The organism is Cytophagaceae bacterium (genome assembly GCA_016722655.1).
Lineage (GTDB): Bacteria > Bacteroidota > Bacteroidia > Cytophagales > Spirosomataceae > Leadbetterella.
Map to the genome: position 1 here is coordinate 2,494,056 of JADKIR010000004.1, position 23,388 is coordinate 2,517,443.

22 protein-coding genes are annotated in these 23,388 nt (G+C 37.0%); 15 read left to right on the forward strand and 7 right to left on the reverse strand.

All coding sequences use genetic code 11. The annotated features are described in order from the left end of the window. Window positions 1-98 precede the first annotated feature (98 nt). Window positions 99-1,211, reverse strand: coding sequence for a DEAD/DEAH box helicase (locus IPP61_11250; GenBank protein ID MBL0325740.1), 1,113 nt, complete (start codon window positions 1,209-1,211; stop codon window positions 99-101). Window positions 1,212-1,953: 742 nt separating this feature from the next. Here IPP61_11250 and IPP61_11255 point away from each other — a divergent pair. The 5 genes from IPP61_11255 to IPP61_11275 all read left to right on the forward strand — a co-directional run bounded on the left by IPP61_11255 (window position 1,954) and on the right by IPP61_11275 (window position 5,198). Next, complete coding sequence (locus tag IPP61_11255; protein ID MBL0325741.1) at window positions 1,954-2,658, forward strand: hypothetical protein; 705 nt, start codon at window positions 1,954-1,956, stop codon at window positions 2,656-2,658. Window positions 2,659-3,041: 383 nt separating this feature from the next. After that, window positions 3,042-3,863 carry a hypothetical protein gene (locus tag IPP61_11260; GenBank protein ID MBL0325742.1) on the forward strand — a complete coding sequence of 274 codons (822 nt, stop codon included), beginning with the start codon at window positions 3,042-3,044 and terminating at the stop codon, window positions 3,861-3,863. Between the two features lie 310 nt (window positions 3,864-4,173). Further along, window positions 4,174-4,323 (forward strand): hypothetical protein, encoded by a 150-nt coding sequence (locus IPP61_11265; protein MBL0325743.1) that lies wholly within the window; start codon window positions 4,174-4,176, stop codon window positions 4,321-4,323. A gap of 4 nt (window positions 4,324-4,327) precedes the next feature. Further along, window positions 4,328-4,816, forward strand: coding sequence for a hypothetical protein (locus tag IPP61_11270; protein ID MBL0325744.1), 489 nt, complete (start codon window positions 4,328-4,330; stop codon window positions 4,814-4,816). Next, window positions 4,809-5,198, forward strand: coding sequence for a hypothetical protein (locus IPP61_11275; protein MBL0325745.1), 390 nt, complete (start codon window positions 4,809-4,811; stop codon window positions 5,196-5,198). Before IPP61_11270 ends, IPP61_11275 begins: the two co-directional genes overlap by 8 nt. 70 nt (window positions 5,199-5,268) lie before the next feature. On the opposite strand, the gene IPP61_11280 is transcribed toward IPP61_11275, so the two are convergent. After that, window positions 5,269-6,675, reverse strand: a complete 1,407-nt coding sequence (locus tag IPP61_11280; protein MBL0325746.1) for an L-serine ammonia-lyase — start codon at window positions 6,673-6,675, stop codon at window positions 5,269-5,271. 405 nt (window positions 6,676-7,080) lie between these two features. On the opposite strand from IPP61_11280, the gene IPP61_11285 reads away from it, so the two are divergent. Next, window positions 7,081-7,611, forward strand: a complete 531-nt coding sequence (locus tag IPP61_11285; protein MBL0325747.1) for a hypothetical protein — start codon at window positions 7,081-7,083, stop codon at window positions 7,609-7,611. 159 nt (window positions 7,612-7,770) lie between these two features. On the opposite strand, the gene IPP61_11290 is transcribed toward IPP61_11285, so the two are convergent. After that, a complete protein-coding gene (locus IPP61_11290) occupies window positions 7,771-10,827 on the reverse strand; it encodes a hypothetical protein (protein MBL0325748.1) in 3,057 nt (1,018 codons plus the stop codon). Window positions 10,828-11,281: 454 nt separating this feature from the next. Here IPP61_11290 and IPP61_11295 point away from each other — a divergent pair, with 454 nt between their 5' ends. Next, window positions 11,282-11,821: a hypothetical protein gene (locus IPP61_11295; protein MBL0325749.1), complete on the forward strand. Its 540-nt coding sequence runs from the start codon at window positions 11,282-11,284 to the stop codon at window positions 11,819-11,821. A gap of 5 nt (window positions 11,822-11,826) precedes the next feature. On the opposite strand, the gene IPP61_11300 is transcribed toward IPP61_11295, so the two are convergent. Beyond that, on the reverse strand, window positions 11,827-12,954 hold the full coding sequence (locus tag IPP61_11300) for a P1 family peptidase (GenBank protein MBL0325750.1): 1,128 nt from the start codon (window positions 12,952-12,954) through the stop codon (window positions 11,827-11,829). Between the two features lie 331 nt (window positions 12,955-13,285). On the opposite strand from IPP61_11300, the gene IPP61_11305 reads away from it, so the two are divergent. The 3 genes from IPP61_11305 to IPP61_11315 are packed head-to-tail and all read left to right on the forward strand — an operon-like array spanning window position 13,286 to window position 14,190. Further along, window positions 13,286-13,678: a hypothetical protein gene (locus IPP61_11305; protein ID MBL0325751.1), complete on the forward strand. Its 393-nt coding sequence runs from the start codon at window positions 13,286-13,288 to the stop codon at window positions 13,676-13,678. Window positions 13,679-13,682: 4 nt separating this feature from the next. Then, complete coding sequence (locus IPP61_11310; GenBank protein ID MBL0325752.1) at window positions 13,683-13,805, forward strand: glycohydrolase toxin TNT-related protein; 123 nt, start codon at window positions 13,683-13,685, stop codon at window positions 13,803-13,805. A gap of 1 nt (window position 13,806) precedes the next feature. Continuing rightward, entirely contained in the window at window positions 13,807-14,190 is a 384-nt protein-coding gene (locus IPP61_11315; GenBank protein MBL0325753.1) for a hypothetical protein, read from the forward strand. Window positions 14,191-14,310: 120 nt separating this feature from the next. Here IPP61_11315 and treF read toward each other — a convergent pair whose 3' ends face one another. After that, window positions 14,311-15,753 (reverse strand): alpha,alpha-trehalase TreF, encoded by a 1,443-nt coding sequence (gene treF, locus IPP61_11320; GenBank protein MBL0325754.1) that lies wholly within the window; start codon window positions 15,751-15,753, stop codon window positions 14,311-14,313. Further along, window positions 15,753-16,982, reverse strand: a complete 1,230-nt coding sequence (locus IPP61_11325) for an MFS transporter (protein MBL0325755.1) — start codon at window positions 16,980-16,982, stop codon at window positions 15,753-15,755. Before IPP61_11325 ends, treF begins: the two co-directional genes overlap by 1 nt. A gap of 171 nt (window positions 16,983-17,153) precedes the next feature. On the opposite strand from IPP61_11325, the gene IPP61_11330 reads away from it, so the two are divergent. Genes IPP61_11330 through IPP61_11340 form a run of 3 tightly spaced genes read left to right on the forward strand, consistent with a single transcriptional unit; the run spans window position 17,154 to window position 19,160 of the window. Continuing rightward, window positions 17,154-17,996, forward strand: coding sequence for an AraC family transcriptional regulator (locus IPP61_11330; GenBank protein ID MBL0325756.1), 843 nt, complete (start codon window positions 17,154-17,156; stop codon window positions 17,994-17,996). 42 nt (window positions 17,997-18,038) lie between these two features. Next, a complete protein-coding gene (locus IPP61_11335) occupies window positions 18,039-18,470 on the forward strand; it encodes a plasmid maintenance system antidote protein (protein ID MBL0325757.1) in 432 nt (143 codons plus the stop codon). Between the two features lie 36 nt (window positions 18,471-18,506). Continuing rightward, entirely contained in the window at window positions 18,507-19,160 is a 654-nt protein-coding gene (locus tag IPP61_11340; GenBank protein MBL0325758.1) for a nucleotidyl transferase AbiEii/AbiGii toxin family protein, read from the forward strand. A 56-nt stretch (window positions 19,161-19,216) separates the two neighbouring features. On the opposite strand, the gene lysS is transcribed toward IPP61_11340, so the two are convergent. Beyond that, on the reverse strand, window positions 19,217-20,932 hold the full coding sequence (gene lysS, locus IPP61_11345) for a lysine--tRNA ligase (GenBank protein MBL0325759.1): 1,716 nt from the start codon (window positions 20,930-20,932) through the stop codon (window positions 19,217-19,219). Window positions 20,933-21,281: 349 nt separating this feature from the next. On the opposite strand from lysS, the gene IPP61_11350 reads away from it, so the two are divergent. Both IPP61_11350 and IPP61_11355 read left to right on the forward strand, forming a co-directional pair. Then, the gene (locus IPP61_11350; GenBank protein MBL0325760.1) at window positions 21,282-22,802 is read left to right on the forward strand and encodes a family 10 glycosylhydrolase; all 1,521 of its coding nucleotides are present in this window, start codon (window positions 21,282-21,284) and stop codon (window positions 22,800-22,802) included. 16 nt (window positions 22,803-22,818) lie between these two features. After that, on the forward strand, window positions 22,819-23,388 hold the full coding sequence (locus tag IPP61_11355; protein MBL0325761.1) for a hypothetical protein: 570 nt from the start codon (window positions 22,819-22,821) through the stop codon (window positions 23,386-23,388).

Genomic DNA, 23,388 nt, shown 5'->3' on the forward strand with positions numbered 1-23,388 from the left:
CGCAAATTTCTAAAAAGCTTTGGAAAAGTGGGTGATATTTGTGAAAGTTCTATATTTTTTTAATAGAAAAGCATGTTTTAAAAGCCTTTACTCAGTAATTATTTGATTTTCAAAAACTTAATATTCAGGTTTTTCTCAATCACTCTTATGATTTTCAGCTCTTCAGAATTGACAAAAGCTATCGATATTCCTCTTTTTCCAGCCCTTGCGGTTCGGCCACTTCGGTGAGTATAGTATTCTATCTGGTCTGGCAATTGGTAGTGGACAACATAGCTAAGTCCTTCAATATCAATCCCTCTGGCTGAAATATCAGTCGCCACTAAAACTTGGATTTTCTTGTTTTTAAAAGCCCGCATCACTTTATCACGGTCTCTTTGCTCCAAATCACCGTGGATGGCATCTGCCGAAACCTCCTTGGCTTTAAGTCTTTTCGCTATCATTTGGGCATCGTCACGCGTTCTGCAAAAAACTATCCCTCTGGCCGCCCCTTGCGATTCTAAAAACTTCAAAACAAAATCAAACCGCACTTTGGCTTCACAGATAAAAAATTGGTGCTCTATTTTGCTATTGACCACTTCGGTTTTGCTCACCGATACCCTGTGTACATCAGGTGCCATGTATTTCTCTGTCAGATTTTTAAGAGAATCCGGAATGGTTGCGGTGAATAGCCATTTGATGTTTTCAGGGTGAATTTGACCAATGATTACATCAATCGCATCTTTAAAGCCCATGCTTAGCATTTCGTCGGCTTCGTCTAATACAATAGTTTTTACCTTGCTGATATCCAGAGCTTTACGTTCCAGTAAATCCATTAATCTACCAGGTGTGGCCACCACTACCTGTGTAGGTCTTTTCAGTCGGGCTATTTGAATATCAATCTTTTCACCACCATACACAGCCTCTGCAAATACTTTTTCGGAGTATTTGGTCATTTTAAAAATCTGCTTGGCTATTTGTTGACATAGTTCTCTGGTTGGAGACAAAACCAATACCTGTATCTCTTTGATTTTGGGATTGAGTCGTTGCAGGAGCGGAATACCAAATGCGACGGTTTTTCCGGTGCCAGTCTGAGCCTGTCCAATAAAGTCGGTATTGTGTTTTAATAAATATGGAATTACAAGTTGCTGTATTTCAGAAGGTTTTACGATTTTGTTTTCTTCTAAGGCCTTTACTAAATTACTGTTTACGCCTAGTTGATTGAAGTTTTCCAATGCTAAAAATTGATTTTTGAACTGCAAAGGTAGGGATATTGAGGGGGAATACGGAAAATTTTGCCTTTCTCCTGATTTCGAAAAGCATATATGAAATATTTAAATCGATTTAAATATTAAAAAATGAGTTTGGAGGTATTAAATATTAAGCCGAAATATATTTATTTTTTGCAAATATTTTTTCAAATTTTCTCCCAAAAGGTTATTTATTGTATTGGTCAAAATGTTTTATTTACTATTGTATTTGCCCTTAAATACAATGAGTTTATGAAATTTTATTAACCTTCATAACTGCATCAAAGAGTAGCTGGCGGAGACTCTGCAGGGACTTATATTCCCGGTTTCATCAATGCGAAATCTGATACAAAATAGCCTGTTTATTAGAAGATTACTGAATTTTTGGAATTATATTTAATTGTGCCGGGTGTAAATTGAAAATGAAGATTTTCAATTTGGAATAAAAATTAATCTTGAATTGAATTCATTAGATTTGGAATAGTTTTTGGGGGATTTATAATAATAATGATTGAAAATCCTTTTTTAACAGGATTCGCCATTTCCATTCTATGCATGTAGGACAATTGCTGGCTATAGGTATGAAATAGTTTTGGAAATTTACATTGGCAATGATAGTAAATCCTCGTTACAGATGATCATTTAGGAAAAAGCTTCGCTCAAAGGATTGGAAATTATTATTGGATTTACCGGGGAATCAAAATTTCGACTTGTAAATAACAAGGATATGAGCAAAAGATTTTCTATTATGTTCTTCACAATGGTTTTTTTAGCCAATTGCTTCTTTTTTCAACAAATTGAGCCGGAAAAACTGAATAGCCTTTATGACAAGCTATTAAGCTTGTTTTTATTCCAATTTGACTATTTTTTATTATTTGTTTACATCACCCTGAAAAGTTTTAGTTATCCATTTAGAGCATTATTTTTCCTCAGTTTTGTTTACGGTAGTCTTTTTGTAATGGGCATGTCATCGATTTTAGTCAATGATATGCAGATGTATGATATTATATATTCCTACATTCAACCGGTGTTGAGATTAATTTTCATGGGTATTTTTATAAATATCGGTATAAAATCAAAAAATGAAATTTTAAGAAAGGATAAGGTTTTTTTAGCCATTGGATTAGCCTTTGGGCTTTATTTTTTTATTCTCTTGAATTTCTATCCCAGGCCTTCAATGTGGTCTTTTAATTTTTATTGGATAGCCCTGATGTCCTTTTTCGTAGTTGGTATTTTAGTTAAAAAAAATACTTCCAGACTTAATTTCTCAATAGGCTTACTCTTTGTACTTTTTTCTGATTTGTATTATATTTTACCTCCGGAAGTTCGGCTTTACGAACTGACCTACATTTTCATAAGAATCATAAATACTTTAGGAGAGTTCTTTATTGTAAATTTTGTATTGGTTCATTACCTAAGGGAAAAAGAGTGAGTTACCCTGTTAAGTTTTATATATTTTTGATTCATTTCTCACCTACCCTAGTTTCCGGCAACTACTCTGATTTTCAAAATAATTTATGCGATTTTTCCAAATTTCTTTAATTGCATTTCTCTTGGATTTTGTAATTTTAGGCAAAATCTAAAACTGATCCTGCAATATGGCTGCAAGAACAAAGAAAAAAATGTATTTTAAAAAATTTCCCTTCACAGAGGTGAACACAGAGTCTCTGTGGGAACTAATCCATCAATCAGTCATTGGAGAGTGAATATGCAGTGGTGGTTAATTTAAAGGTATCTATTTTAATAAATTAATTTAACAGCTGAGATAAGTCAAAATCCGGGACAAAAATGAAAAAAAATTAACATTTGAAAACAATGAGCAAATTTAGATTAACTGCGTTTATACTTTTGGTTTTAGTAGGGTGTAAAAAGGGAGATTTGATTGAACCCACACCAAACTGGGAAGTTGGAAAAATCAAATCCATAGAGTTGATTGATTCTGTGGGTAATGTCCAAAAATATGACTATAAATATGAGATTTTTGCAAAAGACTCGGCGGTAAGAGTTAAGCAACTGAGCTACACTGATGCAAAAAATAAAATATCTGAAACCTTGACTTTTACGAGAGACGAAAAGCATGTTCTCAAAACTGCCAAGAGGGTTTATAAACAAAAAGACTCTACTTTTACCAACACCCGTTTGTACCAGTTTAGTTCACTTTTCAATGACTTCCCAAGTTATTATGTCGATACTGTAAGGCAGCTTTATCTGGTTGGGGATTATTATCAATTGACTACTTTTAAGTTTTTTACGGGAATCATTCGGTTCAATGTTAAAGATAATCATAACAATACTACGAATTTCCTGAGATACGAATGGCAGGGGCTTAACTATAGCCTGAAAATATATGATCAAAATGATGGAAAGGTAGAGTTTTACTATTACAGGTTTGACGATAAGAAGAAAAATCCTATTGAAGACCTCTACCGAAATTACGTAGGCTTTTGGTCACGAGAGCTAACTTTTACTTGCCCTTATCTACCAAACTATTATGAGGAACAGCTGGCAGGCAAAAACCATACTTATGAATATTCTTACGATACAGAGGGGCGACTTGTGGAAAGTTCTCTGTTACTGTCTAAGCAAGGCACAAAAGTGCTTCGTGGTAAGATGAAGATATCCTATTATACAAAATGACCTGCAAAATATATGAAGAAAATTCTATTCAAAATCCTTTCTACCCGTTCAGAGTCTCCGTCAGGGAATCTGAACACAAGGAGGACGTTATTCAATTATAAAAGAAGTCGTGGCGATTTTTCCAAATATTGTCGATTGTGATTAACTTAGATTTTGTTAATTCTTTGCAAAATCAAAAACTGATCCTTCAATATGGCTGTAAGGAACACTCCTCAAAAAATACTCCTGCACAGAGGCAAATGGCAAAATAGGAGTTGATCCAATTGATGGAATTGACTATACATGGCATCATAGTGAATGTGGAGAGTATATGATGTTAATTCCTACAATAATAAATCAAAAAGCGAGACATTTAGGAGGGGTAGGAATAATTAATTTTGAAAATGCTGCTGCTGGTATAAACAAAGGTGACCTAAGGGGCTTTTTCAAGGGTCCAAATAGAATCATTAAAGTAATATAAAATAATGTTGAAACAATTATTAGAGAAAAAAGGAAATGCTTTTGATGATCCCTTAAGCCAAATTGAGATTCTTACATTAGAAAAGGAAATGGAAATTAAAATAAATGTTCCAGAGTTCAAATTCCCACAAGAATTCAAAGAATTATTGAGTTTTGCTCATAGAATATCAATTAATACTTTTTATAATTTTAAAATTCCGGGCTATCCAGAACAAATTGATTTGATAACAGAATTAGGAAGTAATGAATTACATTATTATTTTAATTTTAAAGATTTTGAATTCGATAACTATGAAAATGAGCCAATTTTTCATGATTTTTCTAATGTTTTTTGTGTGGCGGGTTGTCATGCATCAGGGTTAATTTTTATGGGACATAAAGGCGAATATCTCAATCAGATTTATTACTTAGTGCCATATGAATGGGACTCATACCCCGAATTTATAAAATTAGCAGACAGTTTAACAGAATTTATTGATAGTCTTTATGAATAAAGTTAAAATTTACTTCATCGCTTTTTACTTATTTTCATACTCTTGGGCATTTGCCATCGATGATAAACCAGGAGAGGCAAAAAAGAATTCTGGGCTTAAAAGCAATGTAAACCTAAACACTCAGAATTCTCTTCAACTTTCTTTGTTAGAAATAAATGAAAAGTTAGAGCAAAATACATTAAAGGCTGATTTAATGACTGACCTTAAGGAAAAGTTGTCTTTAGCCACAATTGCAGACCGTGGTAAGGCTCAAGGCACATTTGAATACCTTGAGCAGAGCCCTGACAGCCGTTTTCGTCCCTTCAGAGTCTCCGCCAGGGACTCTGAACACAAGGAGGACGTTACTAATAACACTTTTAAATATAATCAATGTCTTCCGTAATTATAAAAATCCCCTTAAATCCTTATCAACCAGTAAATTAAAATAAAGCATTAGCTTTCCAATAAACACCTTAACAATCACTATTATTGACCGTAACCGCCAGGCCACCTTGAGAAGTTTCTTTGTATTTTTGGTTCATGTCGAGGGCGGTTTTCCACATGGTGGCGATCACATGGTCGAGTGATACTTTGGTGTCGTCGGGGTTGGTGTTGAGTGCCAGCTCAGCGGCATTGATGGCTTTTATGGCTCCCATGGCGTTGCGTTCGATACACGGCACCTGCACCAGCCCGGCTATGGGGTCGCAGGTGAGCCCGAGGTGGTGCTCCATCGCGATTTCGGCCGCTACCAGCACCTGCCCGGGTGTGCCTCCTTGCAACTCGCATAGTGCCCCTGCGGCCATTGCTGCCGACACGCCAATCTCCGCCTGGCAGCCGCCCATGGCAGCAGATATGGTGGCTCCTTTTTTGAAAATACTGCCTATCTCGCCTGCTACCAGCATAAATCTCCTGATTTCGTCCTCAGCGGCGTCGTGGTTTTCGATCATCAGATAATACATCAATACTGCCGGAATCACCCCCGCACTGCCATTGGTAGGGGCCGTCACCACTCTTCCCAGCGAGGCGTTGACTTCATTGACTGACAATGCAAAGCAGCTCACCCATTGCAATATCTCTCTGAATTTCACCTCAGTTTTTCTCAAACCCGTAAGCCAGTCGCCAATAGGACTGTCCGCCGGGCCCTTGAGTTTTTTGTAAATATCAGCCGCCCTGCGTTTTACGTTGAGTCCGCCGGGTAGGTGACCCGCAGTATGGCAACCAAGATACATGCATTCCTGCATGGTGAGCCATATTTTTGCTATTTTTTGCCTGACTTCAGGTTCGGTGTGTAGAGAAAGTTCGTTTTCCCATACTACCTCAGATATCGATTTCCCGGTTTTGCAATATTCCAAAAGCTCGGCAGCTGTCTGGATAGGGTAGGGTATTTGGGTTTGATTGTCAGCCTTTTCCGGGTCTTCGCCTTCTTCGGTCACAAATCCACCGCCTAAGGAGAAATATGTTTTAGTAAACATAAAATCAGGGCCCGAAGCCGTGATTTTCATGCCATTGGGGTGAAAAGGCAGGAAATTTTTATGAAATACGATGTCTCTGTTTTTCAGAAAAGGAATCCTGTTTCCGGATATCAAAATGTAGCTTTCAGTCTCAATTTTTCGGAGAATTTCCTCCATTTTTTCGGGTAAAATCTCCTCCGGTTTTTCGGTGCTGAGGCCCATCATACAGGCAATGTCGGTGGCGTGACCTTTGCCGGTAAGAGAAAGCGAGCCAAATAATTCAACGCTGATATTTTCGGTTTTTGTTATTAGCTTGTTGTTAATCAGCTCATTGGAAAAACGGTTGGCAGCCTTCCAGGGCCCTAATGTATGTGAACTTGACGGTCCGATACCGATTTTGAGCATATCAAATACTGAAATGATCGCCATAGTGTTTGTTTGATGAAGTTGAAAACCGATTTCCGTGAAACAATTTCAGGTGTAAAGTTTGAGTATTTTTTTGAATTAAAGTCAATTTTCATAGGAAAATAATTCATTCCGAAAAACGTCTGAAATGAACATTTTCATCATTCCTGATTCTCGTGGAGGGACACTGAACACTAGCAGTACGTTACTTCAATTACAAAAAATCAAGTCGATTTTTCAAAATTTCGCTGATTGTATTTAACTTAGATTTTGTTAATTCTTTGAAATATTAAACACTGATCCTGGGATATGGCTTTAAGGTAGTTCTTTTTAAATTTTACGCATTATAAATACTCCTGCACAGAGGCAGCCACAGAGTGCCTGGGGGAGACTCTGTGGGTACTAATAGCATTCAAATAATTACGAAACATGATTTCTTTAAAATTAAATAAAATAGCGAAATTAATTTTTACTATTTTAATGCTTCTAAGTTGTAATAATTCAAAATATTTTTACGATCAAAAATTTGAATCAGAACTAATGAATAAAATTAAGAAGGATATTAAAAATAGGGATGAAAAATTCCTAATTGTGTATTTTTTTAAAGATTTTCAAAAGACTTTTGTTGCAATTTCAACTCATGATAATTTATATAATTTAAAACCTAGCATTTTTTTTAAAATTAATGGCAAAACGATTTTATTTATCTTTCAAAATATAGAATTAGAAAATTTCTTTTTGAATATGAAAATTATTCGAAACACTAAAATCTTTAATTTAAGAGAAAATGAAATGAAATTGGATGGAGGATTAAACAAAATTTATCTAATTAATTATAATTCTTTGGAATTAATAAAACCAAATGAGCGATTATTGGAGTTAAGTTTTATTAATAAAATTCCTTTTATACCCCCTTTAGAAGGAAAAGCTCCTAAAATATTAAAAAATGGTTATAAATAAGAAAAGAAAAATACAGTTAGTTCCGTCTCTCCTGAGTCTCTAACGTGTACTCTGAAGACAAGGAGAATTTGCTCTACTAATACCACTAATCATCTTTCGTAAAAAAGGAATTTGCATTGAAATAACCACACCCTTTTTCAACCCCCTTAGATATCATCATCAATCTGCCGTACTATAAACGCAGCCTTCAATTTTGGTTTCAAAAACTGTCTGGTCACCCGTTTTGAATCCCGGCTGTAGCTCGATGCTTTTTCCGGCATTAAAAAGGTGGTGGGTTGAGGCTTCCAGTGAGGCGGTACTTATAACCTGGTCCAAAGCAAGCGTATTTAATGACTGAGCTTGGTTGCCGGAAAGAGAGGCGGTATTTTGACAAATTTTATACACATGCAGTTCTTTCTTTAGCTGAGGGGTTAAGGTCGCAAAGAATATTTTATCGTCCAATAGATTCATTTGGCCGGGATTGGAATGGGTGTTTCCCGAACCGATATTTTCAAGCATTCTTTTAGAATTTGCATCAACCTCAATTTTGTAAGGTTCCCCACCAGTTTCAGATGTATAGCCCGACATATAAACCCCAAAAGGTGTGCTCATGGCATTAATTCCATCATTTTGAGTTAAAGGTATAGTGCCGGGCTCAGTGAGGTCGCTTCTATAAAAATTGCTGGAAGTGCCGTCAGATGCATAGAAATACAGGAAGTTGTTATATACGGCAAATTGTTTGTCATACTGAAAATTCAAGGGGTTACTCCAGCCCGTAGTATTGATATCTTTTATCATAGAAGTTCCTGCCAAAGAGCCATCAGATTTCCATATTTCCAGGCCATGAATACCATCATCAACCACAAAAACCAGGTGAGTATTATTGAAATTAGTCAGATATTCACATTCTTCTACCTGTCCGAAAATTTTAACTATCGAAGTAGTTGCCGGGGTACCTTCAGTAACACAAAGTGCAGTTCCGTCTGTTTCGCTATTTTGAACATAATATAGTTTGTTACCTACTATTCTGCTGTTTCCCCTTGTTTCCCAGGTATTTATGCCCGGGGCTAAATCAGCCAGTAAATTGATATTGCCTGGGGTGCCATCGGAGTAAAAAGCCTCCCAACCATAGCTGGAGTGATGCCCCATAAAGACGATTTTATTGTTGACTGTTCCCAATAATCTGATATGTCGGTAATCATCAGGGTTGCCTGCATCGGGCGGACCCACCAAAACGGTTCCGGCAGCAGTACCATTGGTTTTGTAGAGTTTATTTCCTGAGTTAAAATACAAATAGCCGTTCATTTCATAGGCCTTATTCTGGTAAGAAAACATATTGCCGCTGACAAATATCTTTTCAGGTGCCGAAGTACCATCTGATGCCCAAATACTGTATTCCTCAAAAATGAGAATTTTGGAGTTGATTTTTTTGATCAATTCGATGGAGGTTGATGTTTTATAGTGTGAATAACTGGTGGTGTATCCTGATGGTTTTTCAGCTGAAGGATATCTGTAAATTTCAAATGCGATTTTGGTCTGACTCGATTTTCCATTCGTTTTCCAAACTTCCCTGCCATATTTGCCATCATCGGCAATGAAATATAAATTGTTGTTTAAGGTTACTGACTGTTTAAAAAACTCATTGTCAGACGAATAAGGGTCAGTTAGGATGTCTTTGACCAGAATAAAACTACTTCCATCGGTTTTGAATAATTCATATCCTCTTACAGGATCAAAAGCCGAAAAGTACAGGTATCCGCCAGATACTTCAATAGGATAAAAGTTGCTCAATCCCTTGGAGGGGTCAATGGTTGACATTTTTACAGGTGTATTGCCGTTTTGGGAATAATAACATTCGGCCACACTGGCAGTGGTGTCGGCAATAAAAAAGAGTTTATCACCAAATATTTTCATGTATGAATAGGAGCCATTGTCGGCATTCAGCCTAAAATCCCTCACCATTTTGGTGTTAGACCAGTTGCCGTCAGTAAACCATAATTCTTTGCCATGGGTAGCATCACTTGCCATAAAATACATCTTTCCATTGCCTGCCGGGATAAATTTGCGTTCCTGAGCCAAGGCCGGAAAAGGATTTGCGGTGGTGCCGGGCAAAAGGTCAGAAACCAGATAGGCCATATTTGGCTGAAATTGGTTAACAAGATACAGCCTTCGTTCCCCGGTTCCATATTCGGCGGTTAAGTATAAAGAATCGCCGGAAATGGTCAGGTCTTCGGAATTTACTACATTTCCAATTTCTGAACTATTGACAAAAGTAGGTGGGAAAGGGGAACTGTAATTATCTAAAACCAGCAGATTGGTAAAGCTCTCATTCATCGTAAAGTATATCCGGCTCCCAAATTTTTTAAAATTCTTCACATGCTGGTAGCCACCCATACTCACTGTGTTGGCTTCGGTGCCATCTGAAAAATACAATTTGGTAGCATTGGTGGGGAAGGTGTTGTCATAAACTGACAGATACAGGCTGAAATCGTTGGCAATGATAATATTATTTGAACCAAATGGAGATGCGGAACTCCCAGAGCCGGGCATAATGTCCTTTACCATTACCGTACCTGCAGCTGTACCATCCGTTTTCCAGAATTCATGACCATTTGTGCCATTATTTGCAAAGAAATAGACAATATTATTCAACACAGTAAACGATAAAGGATCAGAAGAACCTCCGCCCGGATTGATGTCTTTCACCAAAACAGTACCGGCCTGTGTACCATCCGTCATCCAGAGTTCCTGACCACTGGTGCCATTATTTGCAGAGAAAAAAGCTACAGTATTGCTGTTTAGCGTTAAAACTGTTAGATTCTGAATATAAGGATCTCCTGAGCCTGTGTTGATGTCCGCCAATCTGAAAGTTCCTGCCTCGGTACCATCGGTTATCCAAAGTTCATGGTCGTAATTCTGGCTGACAGGGGCGGCGACAATCAAAGCCTTGTTACCAAATGCTTTTACGGCATTATTAGATGCATAGTGAGGAAAAGGCCCAGTCACAGGTGCCCCGACTGCAGTATTGATTATCTTGGTTCCGGCATCGGTTCCGTCTGTTTTCCAGACTCTTACGTCACCTTCTAGCGGCTGACCAGCTGTGAAATACAAAGTACCATTTGCTTCAACACCAAACCGGGGATAGGAATTGCGGTTGTTGGTTTGAAAAGTTTTTAAAAGAGATTGTCCTGAAGTTTGAAGGATAGTAAATAAAAGTAGAATTATAATTTTTTTCATATTTAGGTTTGTTGAAATCAATCAAAAATAGCATTAAAAAGAAACAGTTAAAATGACATTGGAGGGAATTGCCTGAGTTTTTTATTTTATGACAGAAATGGATTCAAAATTCTATTTCACAGATTTTCTAATATTCCTAAATAATTAATTTTTTGAAAAAACAATTGGCCAAATGAAGGAAAAAAATCGTAGCGTATTATTTTTGCAGATAATCTAAGGCTTTATAATTTAACCCAAATAATTCAATAGAAAATCGACTACAATTTTATTTCGCTTCAAGAGCGTTTCAATTCTCAATCAATGGTATCACGATATCATTTCATTCGAATTTCACGCCCTTTTTGCCTAATAAAATTTCGTCAGAATGTCTATTGAGTTATTTGGGTTTAAAAAAATATTAAATCCTTGTAAGTATATAATTATTAATGTTTTATTCACAAAAAAAGTATTCCAAATGAAAAAACTCTCCATTTTTGTTTCCCTTTTGTTTATCACTTTGTTTTCCTCATGTTCTGAAGAAGATATTATTTCGCCGGTTGAAAATTTTGCCGGTGAGTATGAACTTCAAAAAATCGAACTAATCGTTGACGGAAATTCACTTATCCTTCCTTTTGAGTTGAGCGATAAAAACTTTAGCTTTAAAGCTGATGGCTCTTTTACTTACCCCGAAGATATTTTGTTTTATGAAGGTAAATATGAATATTCTTCAAAAGATAAAACCATCACATTTTCTGATGATGATCCTGAATATGCTTATAAAAGTGTACTAACAGTTGAGAAAACTGATAATAACTATACTTTAAAAAGCAAAACTGAGGATTTATCTCTGGATATTTTTGGAGATAGCGAAATGACTTACGATCAGGAAATAGGTATGTTTACTTTGTATATGCTGGAAGAATATATCGAAGAGCCAACAGTTGCAAAGTTTGCCGATAAAATTGGTGAAAACCCCAAGAAATTCAGTTTGAATTATTATCTGAAAAAGAAATAAGAAAATTAACCTCCGAAAGGAGGTTTTTTTATTATCTCCAAAACCTTCTCCACCGGCAATGCCTCAGCTTTAACCCGGTGTCCTTCAACGGTTTCTGCTGCAAAAAGCGAGTTGATTATGGCTTCCTCAGTGGCTTCGATTACTGCTTCAAAAAGTATATCCAGTTCCTGACTTTTCAGGGTGGTATGGGTTTCAAGCATTTCCTTGTCATTGGTATTAATTCTCACGCTTTCGGCAGTAGAAAAAGCGATTACATAATCGCCGCTTCCATGGGATGCAACTCCACCTGTGCGGCCAAGGCCCAGCATGGCTCTGGCCGCGAGTCTTTTCAGTGATTTGGCATCGAGCGGGGCATCCGTAGCCACCACCATCATGCAAGAGCCGTCATCTTCATAGTCTTTCAGGATGTCGGTATATTTATGTTTTCCAAGGGCTACACCTACTTCCTTTCCGGCAATTTTCAATATTCCTCCAAAATTGCTTTGCACCAAAACTCCCACCGTATAAGCACCTTTCGATTTTGGTAAAACTCTTGATGAGGTGCCGATTCCTCCTTTGAAACCGAAGCACATAGTTCCGGACCCTGCACCCACGTTTCCTTCCTCAACTTTTCCTGTTTTGGCATTTTTTAAGGCTTCCAACATGTTTTCTCTGGTCAAAACACGCCTTCTGATATCGTTGAGGCCGCCATCGTTGGTTTCACCTACCACAGCATTTACACTTCTTACATTATCATTTTCGGGGAAAGAGAATGTGTAATCAATCAATGCCTCCATTCCCTGGGCAACGGCGAGGGTGTTTGTCAACAAAATCGGCGTTTCGAGGGTACCCAATTCTTCTACTTGCGTGTAACCTGCCAATTTTCCAAAGCCATTGCCAACAAAAATGGCTGCGGGTACTTTTTCATTGAAAATATTCCCGGAATGAGGCAGAATGGTTGTGGCTCCGGTATGAATGTCTCTACCTTGATGGAGGGTGAAATGCCCCACCTTTACCCCCGGCACATCGGTGATGGCATCCAGTTTTCCGGCAGGAAGAATCCCTATTTTTATGCCGAATTCGGAAGGTCTTTTCTTCTGTGAATAAACTGAAAGATTTAAAATAAATAAAAGGGGAAAAATGAGATATTTCATTGCTCCAGGTATAATAATCCCAAAAGTAAATTAAAATTCTCTGATTTTTAGATTCTGAAATGAAACAAACTCTTCCACATTTTCCCTATGTCGAAGCTAAATTAAAAAGGATTTGTAATCCTGAATTTCTTTTCAAAAGAATTTCTATATTTACTTCTGCATGGAGGCGGCCACAGATTTCTTGGCTAAGACTTAATCAAATCGGGTTTCTTAGACGTAGAAACTATTATTCCAAGGTTCGGAAAAAAAGGTGTAGGGGGAATCCAATTGAAATTGCCAGAAAGAATTATGGATTTGCTCAATAAAGGGATTATTATAAAAGTATTATAAAATGAAAAAAATAGAAACAGAAACCAAAGAGATTTTTTTTGGGGATGAATTGACAATTCAAAAAAAATCAACTTTTTTTTCTCTTTATTCTAAAAAAATATTCGATTTACGAATAGAATTAAATAGTTTTTCTAACAATTATTTGGATAAATTAATATTCGAAAATGAAAATTTAAGACACTATTTTTTCAATGGTACTAAAATTCGAAAATCTTATATTTCAGGATCTGTTTTTTTCCATGGAACTGAAAACTTAAGCTCTAATTATTTTATTTTTAAAAATGAAATTGGGAATTTTTTAATAATTATTTCTTGTGGAGAGGTAAATAGAATGATTTATAAAGTTTATGTGGAAGAGATTTGGCAATTTGAAGAGGGGGAAATAATTTCTTAAAAAAATCATAGACGTATATTTTGGGCAAATAATACCTTGGTTTGGGCAGCCTGGTGGTAGCACTCAGTATTTGCTACCAGATGGAATTACAAATTTAAAAGTTGATAAAATTATTGAAATATTTTAAAATGAAAAAAGCAAATTTTAAACCGAAACAAATTTATGATGGACCAGACGAAGAATTTTACACATGGAACCATAAAGTGATTTTTGAAGGCAAAGAGATAAAGGTAGGAAATGCTTTCAAATGGGGGCAAAAATACATACACAATTTAAAATTTAAGGATTCTGAAATAGAAAATGCTTTTTTTAAATCTTTACCGTTTCTTCATTTTGATGAAAATTCTAATTTTTATGATGGATTAAATAATCAAATTGTTAATTATGAAATCACAAAATTTGACGAAATTAATTATCTAATTCTACTTTCATCTGAAGAAAGAAGTACAGGGAGATATCAAATAAACGTTGAAGCTATTTTGGAGTTTGAAGATGGGGAGATAATCGGTTAGGAAAAAGTTCTTCATTTAGAATCTCTTAAGGCCTCTGAATTCAAGAAGTTTGCTGCTTATAACACTTTAAGTCTTTCCCCAAAATATTCAAACAAAGTCCCACACTCAAATCCCAATAACCTAAAACAACTCAGCATGCTTCATGGCCAGATAAACCCCGTTGGTCCAGCCAAAACCGTCCTGGTTGGGGTATTCTCCGCCGCCGGTCGTTTCTTCTGAGCTTACGTTATATTTTTCCGTAAATTTCCCTTCTGTTGCAAATACTTTTTCGTTTAAGGTCAGCCAATTGGTCTGTATCTTTTTGGACAAGTCGTCAAATCCATAGTTTTTCAAGCCAACATATGCCATCCACTGCAACGGTGCCCAGCCGTTGGGTGCATCCCATTGTTGCTCACTAACGGTGGTAGTCGTAATCAATCCGCCATTTTTCAGGAATTCGTTCTTGATTTTTTCAGCTGTTTTTTCTGCTTTTTCTTTTTTACTAATTTCAAAATACAAGGGGAAAACTCCTGCCAGCGTGAGATTTTCACGGTGCATTTCCTGTTTCAGGTCAAAATCGCAGAAAAATTCTTTTTCATCATTCCAAAAGTATTTTTCTATGGCTTTTTTTCTGGATTCAGCCCTGATTTCAAAGGCATAGTGTTTTTCAGGAGAAATTTCTGAAATCATTTTTTCGAGATGAAAAAGCAGACAATTCAGGTCCACCGGCACAATTTCAGAAGTATTTATCGTACCCAGGTCTTCCGGGTTTTCCAGCCATCGGCTGCTGAAATCCCAGCCCGACTCACATGCCGCCCTCAGATTCAGAAAAAGTGATTCGGCTTTTTGTGCAGCGTTTTCGGACAGTTCTACATCTTCCCGGTATGACTCAGGCCGTGGGGATGGATCATCATCATAATATCGGTTTAAAACCTCACCTCCCGGCATATTTATGGCTCTTTTGCTCATCCAGAAATCATATTCTTTCAATAATTGAGACAAATAATCCTTTGGTTTTTTTACAGATGGAAAAGTATCCAAAAGTTTTACCATTAAACTAAAAAACGGCGGCTGAGAGCGGCTCAGGAAATAAGTGCGGTTGCCATTGGGTATGAAACCATATGTATCAATGAGATAAGCGAAGTTCTCAATCATGTTTTCGACCAGCTCGTATTTTTCGGAGACAATCAGACCCAGCATCGTGAAATAACTGTCCCAATAATATACCTCCTGAAATCTCCCACCCGGCACCACAAATGGTTTTGGAAGGCTGATAAGCGTGGAATCGGGAGAGTGCTCAGGTGTTTTTTGGGTCAGAAAATCCCATAGTCGGTGAATATGATTTTCCGGGGCAATGGTTTTATCTGAAGCATAAATTTCTTTGATTTGAGGTTTGGGTTCAAAGTTTTCATTCACAAAAATTTTAATGTTAAATCCAGCTTTGCTTTTTGCCTTATTAAAATTCCTGGAAATTTCTGCCATACTTTTTGTGGGCTCCAGATCAGGAAAAGTTTTGGAATCTTCGAAGACTCCGGCCATCTGCACAGCGGCAAAAAGCTCCTTGTTTTCAACTACTGTTGCCATCAGTCTGCCGGATTTTGTTTTTTAATGATACTGTTGATTCTCAAAACAAACACAATCAGCAAGCCTATCGGGATCATCAGAAAATAAAAGGCGTTTACCCCTCCGATTCTTTCAAAAAGCGTCCCGACAATTCTGGAACCAATCGTGCCACCCAAAGCTGAGAAAATGATGATCAGGCCCGACATTGCCGAATGCAGGTGCTTAGGCAAGCTACTCAAAACCGCGGAGTTGAGCAATGGGTAGATGGGGGCGATAAAAAGGCCAATTAATGGTAATACAAAACCTAAAAACGGCACATCGCTTAATGCCGAAATCTGCGTGACTTCACCTGAGATTTGCAGTTTCGGCAATACCAAAAATAATATAAGCATGGCCACCAAAGAGCAGGCAATTACGATATAAACCCACGAAATAAATTTAGATACATATCCGGCCAAAAACCTTCCCGCTGCCAGTGAAATAGCTAAAATGGAGGCCATTTGCACACTTAATTTTTCAGAAAAAGAGAATATTTTTTGATTAAATCGGGGTAGCCAGGTCATGATTCCCTGCTCGATCATGACAAAGAAAAACGCCGAACCTACAAAGATCAAAACCAAAGGAAGTATGATGAGCTTGACAGAATCCATGAGATCGTCTTTGAGTGAAGAGCTTGAATGTGAGGTATCTAGGTCGATTTTTGCAAATAATAAAAACAAAAATGAAAGAGCAATCAAGACACACAAAAACAGATATACATTTAGCCAGCTATCAACATTGGTGTCACTGTAAAAAAACGGAAATAAAAAATAAGCACTTGCAATGCCCACCATAAAAAAGCCCTCAATGGAGCTCATAAAAGAAGTATGTTCCTTCTGCGAAGAGGTGATTTCGCCTATCAGACTATAAACCGAAAGCTTAATTAATGCAAAACTTACCCCGATACTCAAAAAAAGCATTTTGGCATTGAAAAATGAATTGCCGAAATACATGCTCAGGCAACCGAAAAAGACGATTCCCAGGGCAACCATCATGGCTTTTTTGTAACCAAATTTTGGTAAAAAAGAAGCCACCAACAGAGAAACTATTGCAATTGGAAGGTCTTTGAATGCTTCCAGAATCGATGCGTTGGTTTCGGTTACTTTGTAAACATTGATAGATTTGGAAATGACAATTCCAACAGAGTTTAGCAATATAGCAAACACAAAATAGTTGAGAAACAAAGAGACTTTGAGTTTCCAGTGATTCATAGGTTCAGGTAAGGTTGAGATAAAATTAAAGCGAACTTTTACGGTTCGCTTTAGATTCATCATAGGTTAATTTTTTTCAAGTATATATATTAAGTGCAAAATAATGAAAGAAAATGTATATAATTTTTCAATAATTTATTTAATATTTGTACAAAATTAACATTTACTCAAATGGTTCAACTTGAAAGAATAAGCCCTGATGCGGGCTCTTCGTTGAGGGTGCTGTATCATAACGTTATGGCCGATGTTTTCAAGTGGAACTATCACTATCATCCCGAGGTTGAGCTGGTATTTGTTTTTGATGGAATCGGCAGAAGGCATGTGGGTAATCATGTGAGTTATTATGAAAGCGGTGACCTCGTTTTGATTGGTTCCAATCTTCCTCATGCGGGTTTTGGATATGGGGCACTTGCAATGCATGAAGAAGTGGTGGTTCAGTTTTCTGATGAAATCATCCATCGCTCACCAGAATTTTTGGCCATCCTTGAGCTTCTTGAAAAATCAAAAACCGGTTTGTGTTTTGGGAAAGAAACCAGAGAGTTATTGCGAGAAAAATTTGTTAAAATAAGGCAAATTCATGGTATTGAACGTTTTTTGGTATTGATAGAAATCCTTAAAAGTCTTTCAGAAACCAATGATTATTTTTGTTTGAATGAAAGAGTTTTTGAAAAAGGTACATTTACGAAAGATCAACAAAGAGCGAGAAGGATTTTTGATTTTATCAAAGAGAATTATGCCCGGGATATTACCACCAACGAAGTTGCCGAAATTAGCAATTTGACCGTGCCCGCATTCTGCAACTATTTCAAAAAGAATTTTGGCGTTACTTTCACCGATTTCCTGAATCAATTTCGAATCAATCAGGCCTGTTTACTACTTACCGAAAATCAGAATATCTCAGAGGTGGGCTTTCAATGCGGTTTTAATTCGCTTTCCTATTTTAGTCGCACTTTTAAGCAAGTGAAAAATCTTTCGCCAAAGGAATTTCAGCTTAGGGTTTTTGAGGGGAAATAAAAAAATATTGATTATGTAAACAAAAATGTTTACATTTGTTTCGTGGATATTGAATTTGAAAAATATAAGGGAATTCATCCGGGGATAGTTTTGGACCGAATACTTCGGAAAGAAGCTATTTCAAAACGTCCTTTTGCACTTTCGATTGGTGAACACCCTCAGACGCTTAATGCTATCACAAAAGGCAAAAGGAGGATGAACATCCCTTTTTCACTCAAAGCTGAGAATAAACTTGGGCTTCCGGAGGGAACACTTTCTCTCCTTCAAACTTATTTTGAAATTGAGCAGGAAAAGAAAAGTCAGTTTAAAATTACACCTGATTTTAATATCATCAGAAAAACTATTTTTTGGGATACCGATATTGAAAAATTAGACTGGGTAAGCCATCAAAATGCTGTAATTCAACGTGTAATGGAAAGGGGTAATGAAGAGGAAAAGAAAGAAATAATAAGATTTTACAACTTGAATATTTAAAAGCTAGACGAAACCGAATAAACTTTTTAATCTACAATGCTTTACTTCAACACAATAAATGATCTGTTAAAAGAAGTCTTGTTGAAATTGATGAATGCACCGGAATTTAATGAATTCAGGCTTGTAGGTGGCACTGCTTTAAGTTTGCAAATAGGTCACAGAATTTCAGTTGATATAGATTTATTTAGTGATCTAGAATATGGAAGTATTGACTTTGGTTCAATTGAAAATTATCTAAAATCTAATTTTGAATATTTTGATTCATTCAGTACTGCCCAATCAGGATTTGGGAAATCCTATATTGTTGGTAAAGACAGGCAAAATGCCATTAAACTTGATGTTTACTATTCTGATACATTTATACAAGATGCGAAAGTCGAAGGGGATATTCGATTAGCTACTGTGTCAGAAATCGTTGCAATGAAAATTGATGTTGTACAAAGAGGAGGAAGAAAAAAAGATTTTTGGGATATTCATGAATTGTTTTCAAACTTTAGTTTAACCGAAATGCTGGATTTGCATAAAAGGAGATATCCTTATTCACACGATAAAAATTTGATTATCAAAAATTTAGTTTCTTTTGATTCGGCTGATTTTGATTTTGAACCCATTTGCTTAAAAGGCAAATATTGGCAGTTTATAAAAGAGGATATTGAAGAAATTGTTGGACGATATTTAAATGAGAAATGAAAAAAAAATCCGAAAGCTTTCACTTCCAGATTTTTCAAAATATCATCTATAAAATCTCAGGCAATCCACGCCTCCACTTCTTCCTTGGATGGCATTTTTTCGTCTATTTTTAGTTTTTTACGCATACCGCCCAGGTCGTTGAAGACTTTGTTTGGGTTGGCTTCCTTAAGAGCAGGAATTGTGTAAAAACCCATTTTTTGCAATGCAGGTACCCACACCGCTGGCACGCCGGCTTCTACAAAATCCTCTACAGTAGCTACTTCTACTTTTTTCTCAGGCCTCATTTGCGGGAAGAACAGAACCTCCTGAATACTCTGATTATTGGTCATCATCATCGTGAGACGATCAATACCAATACCTATACCGGCTGTCGGTGGCATACCATATTCCAGTGCTCTGATAAAGTCCTCGTCCATGGCCATAGCCTCTTCGTCACCACGCTCAGCCAGGCGAAGCTGCTCCTCAAAACGCTCTCTTTGATCTATTGGGTCGTTTAATTCTGAATAAGCGTTGGCCACCTCTTTTCCATTTATAAACAGCTCAAAACGCTCCACCACTCCGGCTTTTGAACGGTGTTTTTTGGTCAGTGGCGACATCTCAACCGGGTAATCGATGATGAAAGTCGGCTGAATGAGATGGTCTTCCACTTTTTCTCCGAAAATCTCATCAATCAACTTGGCTTTACCCATAGTATCGTCCACTTCCATGCCCCATTCTTTGCATTTTGTACGCAATTCCGCTTCAGAAGAGGCATCTACGTTTATGCCTGTATATTTTTCAATGGCTTCAATGATCGAAAGTCTAGGATAAGGACCCGCAAAGTCGATCACATTTCCCGCGAAAGTCACTTTTGTATCTTCATTTACGGCAACAGCAACTTTTTCGAGCAATTCCTCGGTCAGACTCATCATCCAGTTGTAGTCTTTGTAGGCAATGTAGAATTCTAATGATGTAAACTCCGGGTTATGCGTGCGGTCCATGCCTTCGTTACGGAACATTTTCCCAAATTCATACACCCCGTCAAATCCACCGACAATCAGTCTTTTGAGATACAATTCGTTGGCAATACGCATAAACAATGGCATATCCAATGTATTGTGGTGCGTCTTGAAAGGTCTGGCCGCTGCTCCTCCATGAATAGGTTGAAGAATTGGTGTCTCAACTTCCAGCCAGCCTTTATCATCAAATATCCTACGCATGGTAGAAATTATTTTTGCCCTTTTTACAAAAATCTCACGGTTGTCAGGATTCACAATAAGGTCCACATAACGCATTCTGAAACGCTGCTCAGGGTCAGTAAAACCGTCATGAATATTGCCGTCGTCGTCCCTTTTTACAATTGGAAGCGGACGCAGCGACTTACTTAATAGCGTAAATGATTTTACATGGATAGAGATTTCCCCGGTTTGGGTTTCGAAACAAAAACCGTTGATGCCCACGATATCTCCAATATCCAAAAGTTTTTTGAATACAGTATTATAAAGGGTTTTGTCCTCATCAGGACAAAGGTCATCACGACGGAAATACAACTGAATTCTGGCGGTTTCGTCCTGTATTTCGACAAATGAAGCCGAGCCCATGATCCTGAAACTCATCAATCGGCCTGCAACCGATACATCTTTGAAATCAAACTTATTGTGTTTCCAATGTTTTAAAATATCTCTGATGGTGGTATTGGTAGTAAATCCTTCTGCCGGATAAGGATTGATACCCATTTTCATCAATTCTTCCCTCTTCTGCCTTCTTAAAATCTCCTGTTCACTTAAAAGCATTTTAATTGTATTTTTTTGAAACCCTTAAAAAACATGCAAAAGTAGCAAAAATTAAGTAAAATTTTGGCTTGAAATACAGTAAAGTGATAATTTATAGGTCAAAAACTAGTATTTTTTTGTGTCTAAATGTGTTTTTTGTGCAAAATAATAGACAACGATTTGAAAGATTCCGGGTTTGTTTTATACTTAAAAATACACACAAATTTTTTTTTAATTGAAAAAGCGAAAGCCGAAAAATAGAATGATTGGGACTTGTGATTTATTTTGAGAAGAAAGTTTTAATTTTGGAAATTCTAAAAAGCCCTATATGAGATTTAAGATAGTGGTGCTGTTTTTTTTGAGTATTTTAATGATTCAATGTACCAAAAAATTGCCTTCACCCTCCACAAATGTTTCAAATGTTGATAAATCACTTCTACCCAAAAGAGAAATGCGTGGCGTCTGGATTGCCACCATCGAAAATATAGATTGGCCATCGGCTAAAGGGCTGAGTTCCGATAAGCAACAACAAGAATTTTCGGAAATGCTTGATTTTCAGTCTCAATTGGGATTAAATGCTGTTTTTGTACAAGTACGTCCCGCTTCTGATGCATTTTATGCACGCAGCCTGGAGCCCTGGTCTGAGTGGTTAACCGGCACTCAGGGCAAAGCCCCCGAGCCATTTTATGATCCCATGCGATTTATGATCGAAGAGGCACACAGCCGAAATATGGAATTTCATGCCTGGTTTAATCTTAACCGCGGACAGTACCGCAATGCCAAATCTATTGATGCTAATCATATTACAATTAAGCATCCTGAGTGGTTTATTGCCTATGATGGGCATAAAATCTATAATTTTGGTCTTCCGCAAGTGCGGGAATATATTACTCAGCTTATAGTAAATGTGGTCAGGCATTATGATATCGATGGAATACATTTTGATGATTATTTTTACCCTTATCCTGTTGCTGGTCAGGTTTTTGACGATAATGAAGCCTTTAAAAACTATAACCGTGGAATCTCAGATTTGGGTGACTGGAGAAGAGACAATGTCAATATTTTGGTTAAACAGATTTCGGATGCCATCAATTCTGAAAAAAAATGGGTGAAGTTTGGTATCAGCCCCTTTGGTATCTGGAGAAATAAGTCCGTGGATCCTCAGGGTTCTCCCACCCAAGGCGGGCAATCGTATGATGAACTGTTTGCTGACACAAGAAAATGGGCCAAAGAAGGTTGGATCGACTATATAGCTCCCCAGATTTATTTTGCTTTTGAGCACCCAAAAGTCCCTTTTCAGCCACTTCTTGATTGGTGGGCCGGGACAAATGTGAAATGTAATCTTTTCGTTGGTCATGCAATCTATAAAGCAGGAGCTGATTCAAAAGACGCCGGATGGTCTGATGTCCGCCAGATTCCCAAACAGATTGCTGCTGTTAGAAATGTTGAAGAAGTGAGTGGAAGTATTTTTTATAGTGCCAACTGGCTGAAAAAGAACAAATTATCAATTTCAGATTCTATCAAAACTGCCTATCAATATCCTGCTTTGCAACCATTGGTAGCCTGGAAAGACGATGTGCCTCCATTAAAACCGATAGATGTGAAGCTCACTTTTAATAAAGATGGGAAGCCGACAATTAGCTGGAATGTAACTCAGGAAAATTCCTCCGAAAATGAAGCTAAGAGTTTTGTGATATATAGGTTTGATTATGGTAAAACCACAAATTATAAGGATCCAAAAAACATTCTGAAAATTTTCAGAAATTTCGGAGAATTACGTTTTACCGATGAAAAGGCAGTATCAGGAAAGACTTATCATTATGCAATTACGGCATTGGACAGGGTTCAAAATGAAAGCGAACCTAGTGAAATGATACAAGTAAGACTTTGAAAATATTTACAATAAAATGGACATAAAGAAACTTTTGATTTTGTATTTATTATTACAAAACTCAGTAATAGCTCAGAATAAGGTTTTGCCAGATAAAACGCCAATGAATTTTGGTTCAATTTTACAAAAACTAATAGCTGATAGCCCGAAAGATTTTGAAAATGTGATGGGTGAAGTAAAGTCATTTTCGGAGAATAATGAATTTAAAAATTATAGCACTAAGATTTCTATCCCTTTGGCCGACAGCTGTTATATTTATGATGAAATTACCGACGATTTTGACTCATACAAAGTATATGAAGCCGCTTATGGTTACTATAAAACCAAAAAAGAAGGATTAAAAGCCATAGAAACGCTTTCAAAATATATCACATCAGATTCCAGATTGATGAAGATGCTTGATAAAGAACCGTTGGATGATTCTGAAGATGGGGTGGTACAGATGTTTTACGGGAAAGCCGAGCTTTCGTCAGCTACCATGATCATAATTTATCTCAAATCCGTTGAAGCCATAAACCCCCTGACTCATAACCCTGTAGAATATTGGAGCTTAACCTTTACTATTTCAGAAGATTTTTCTGATTGA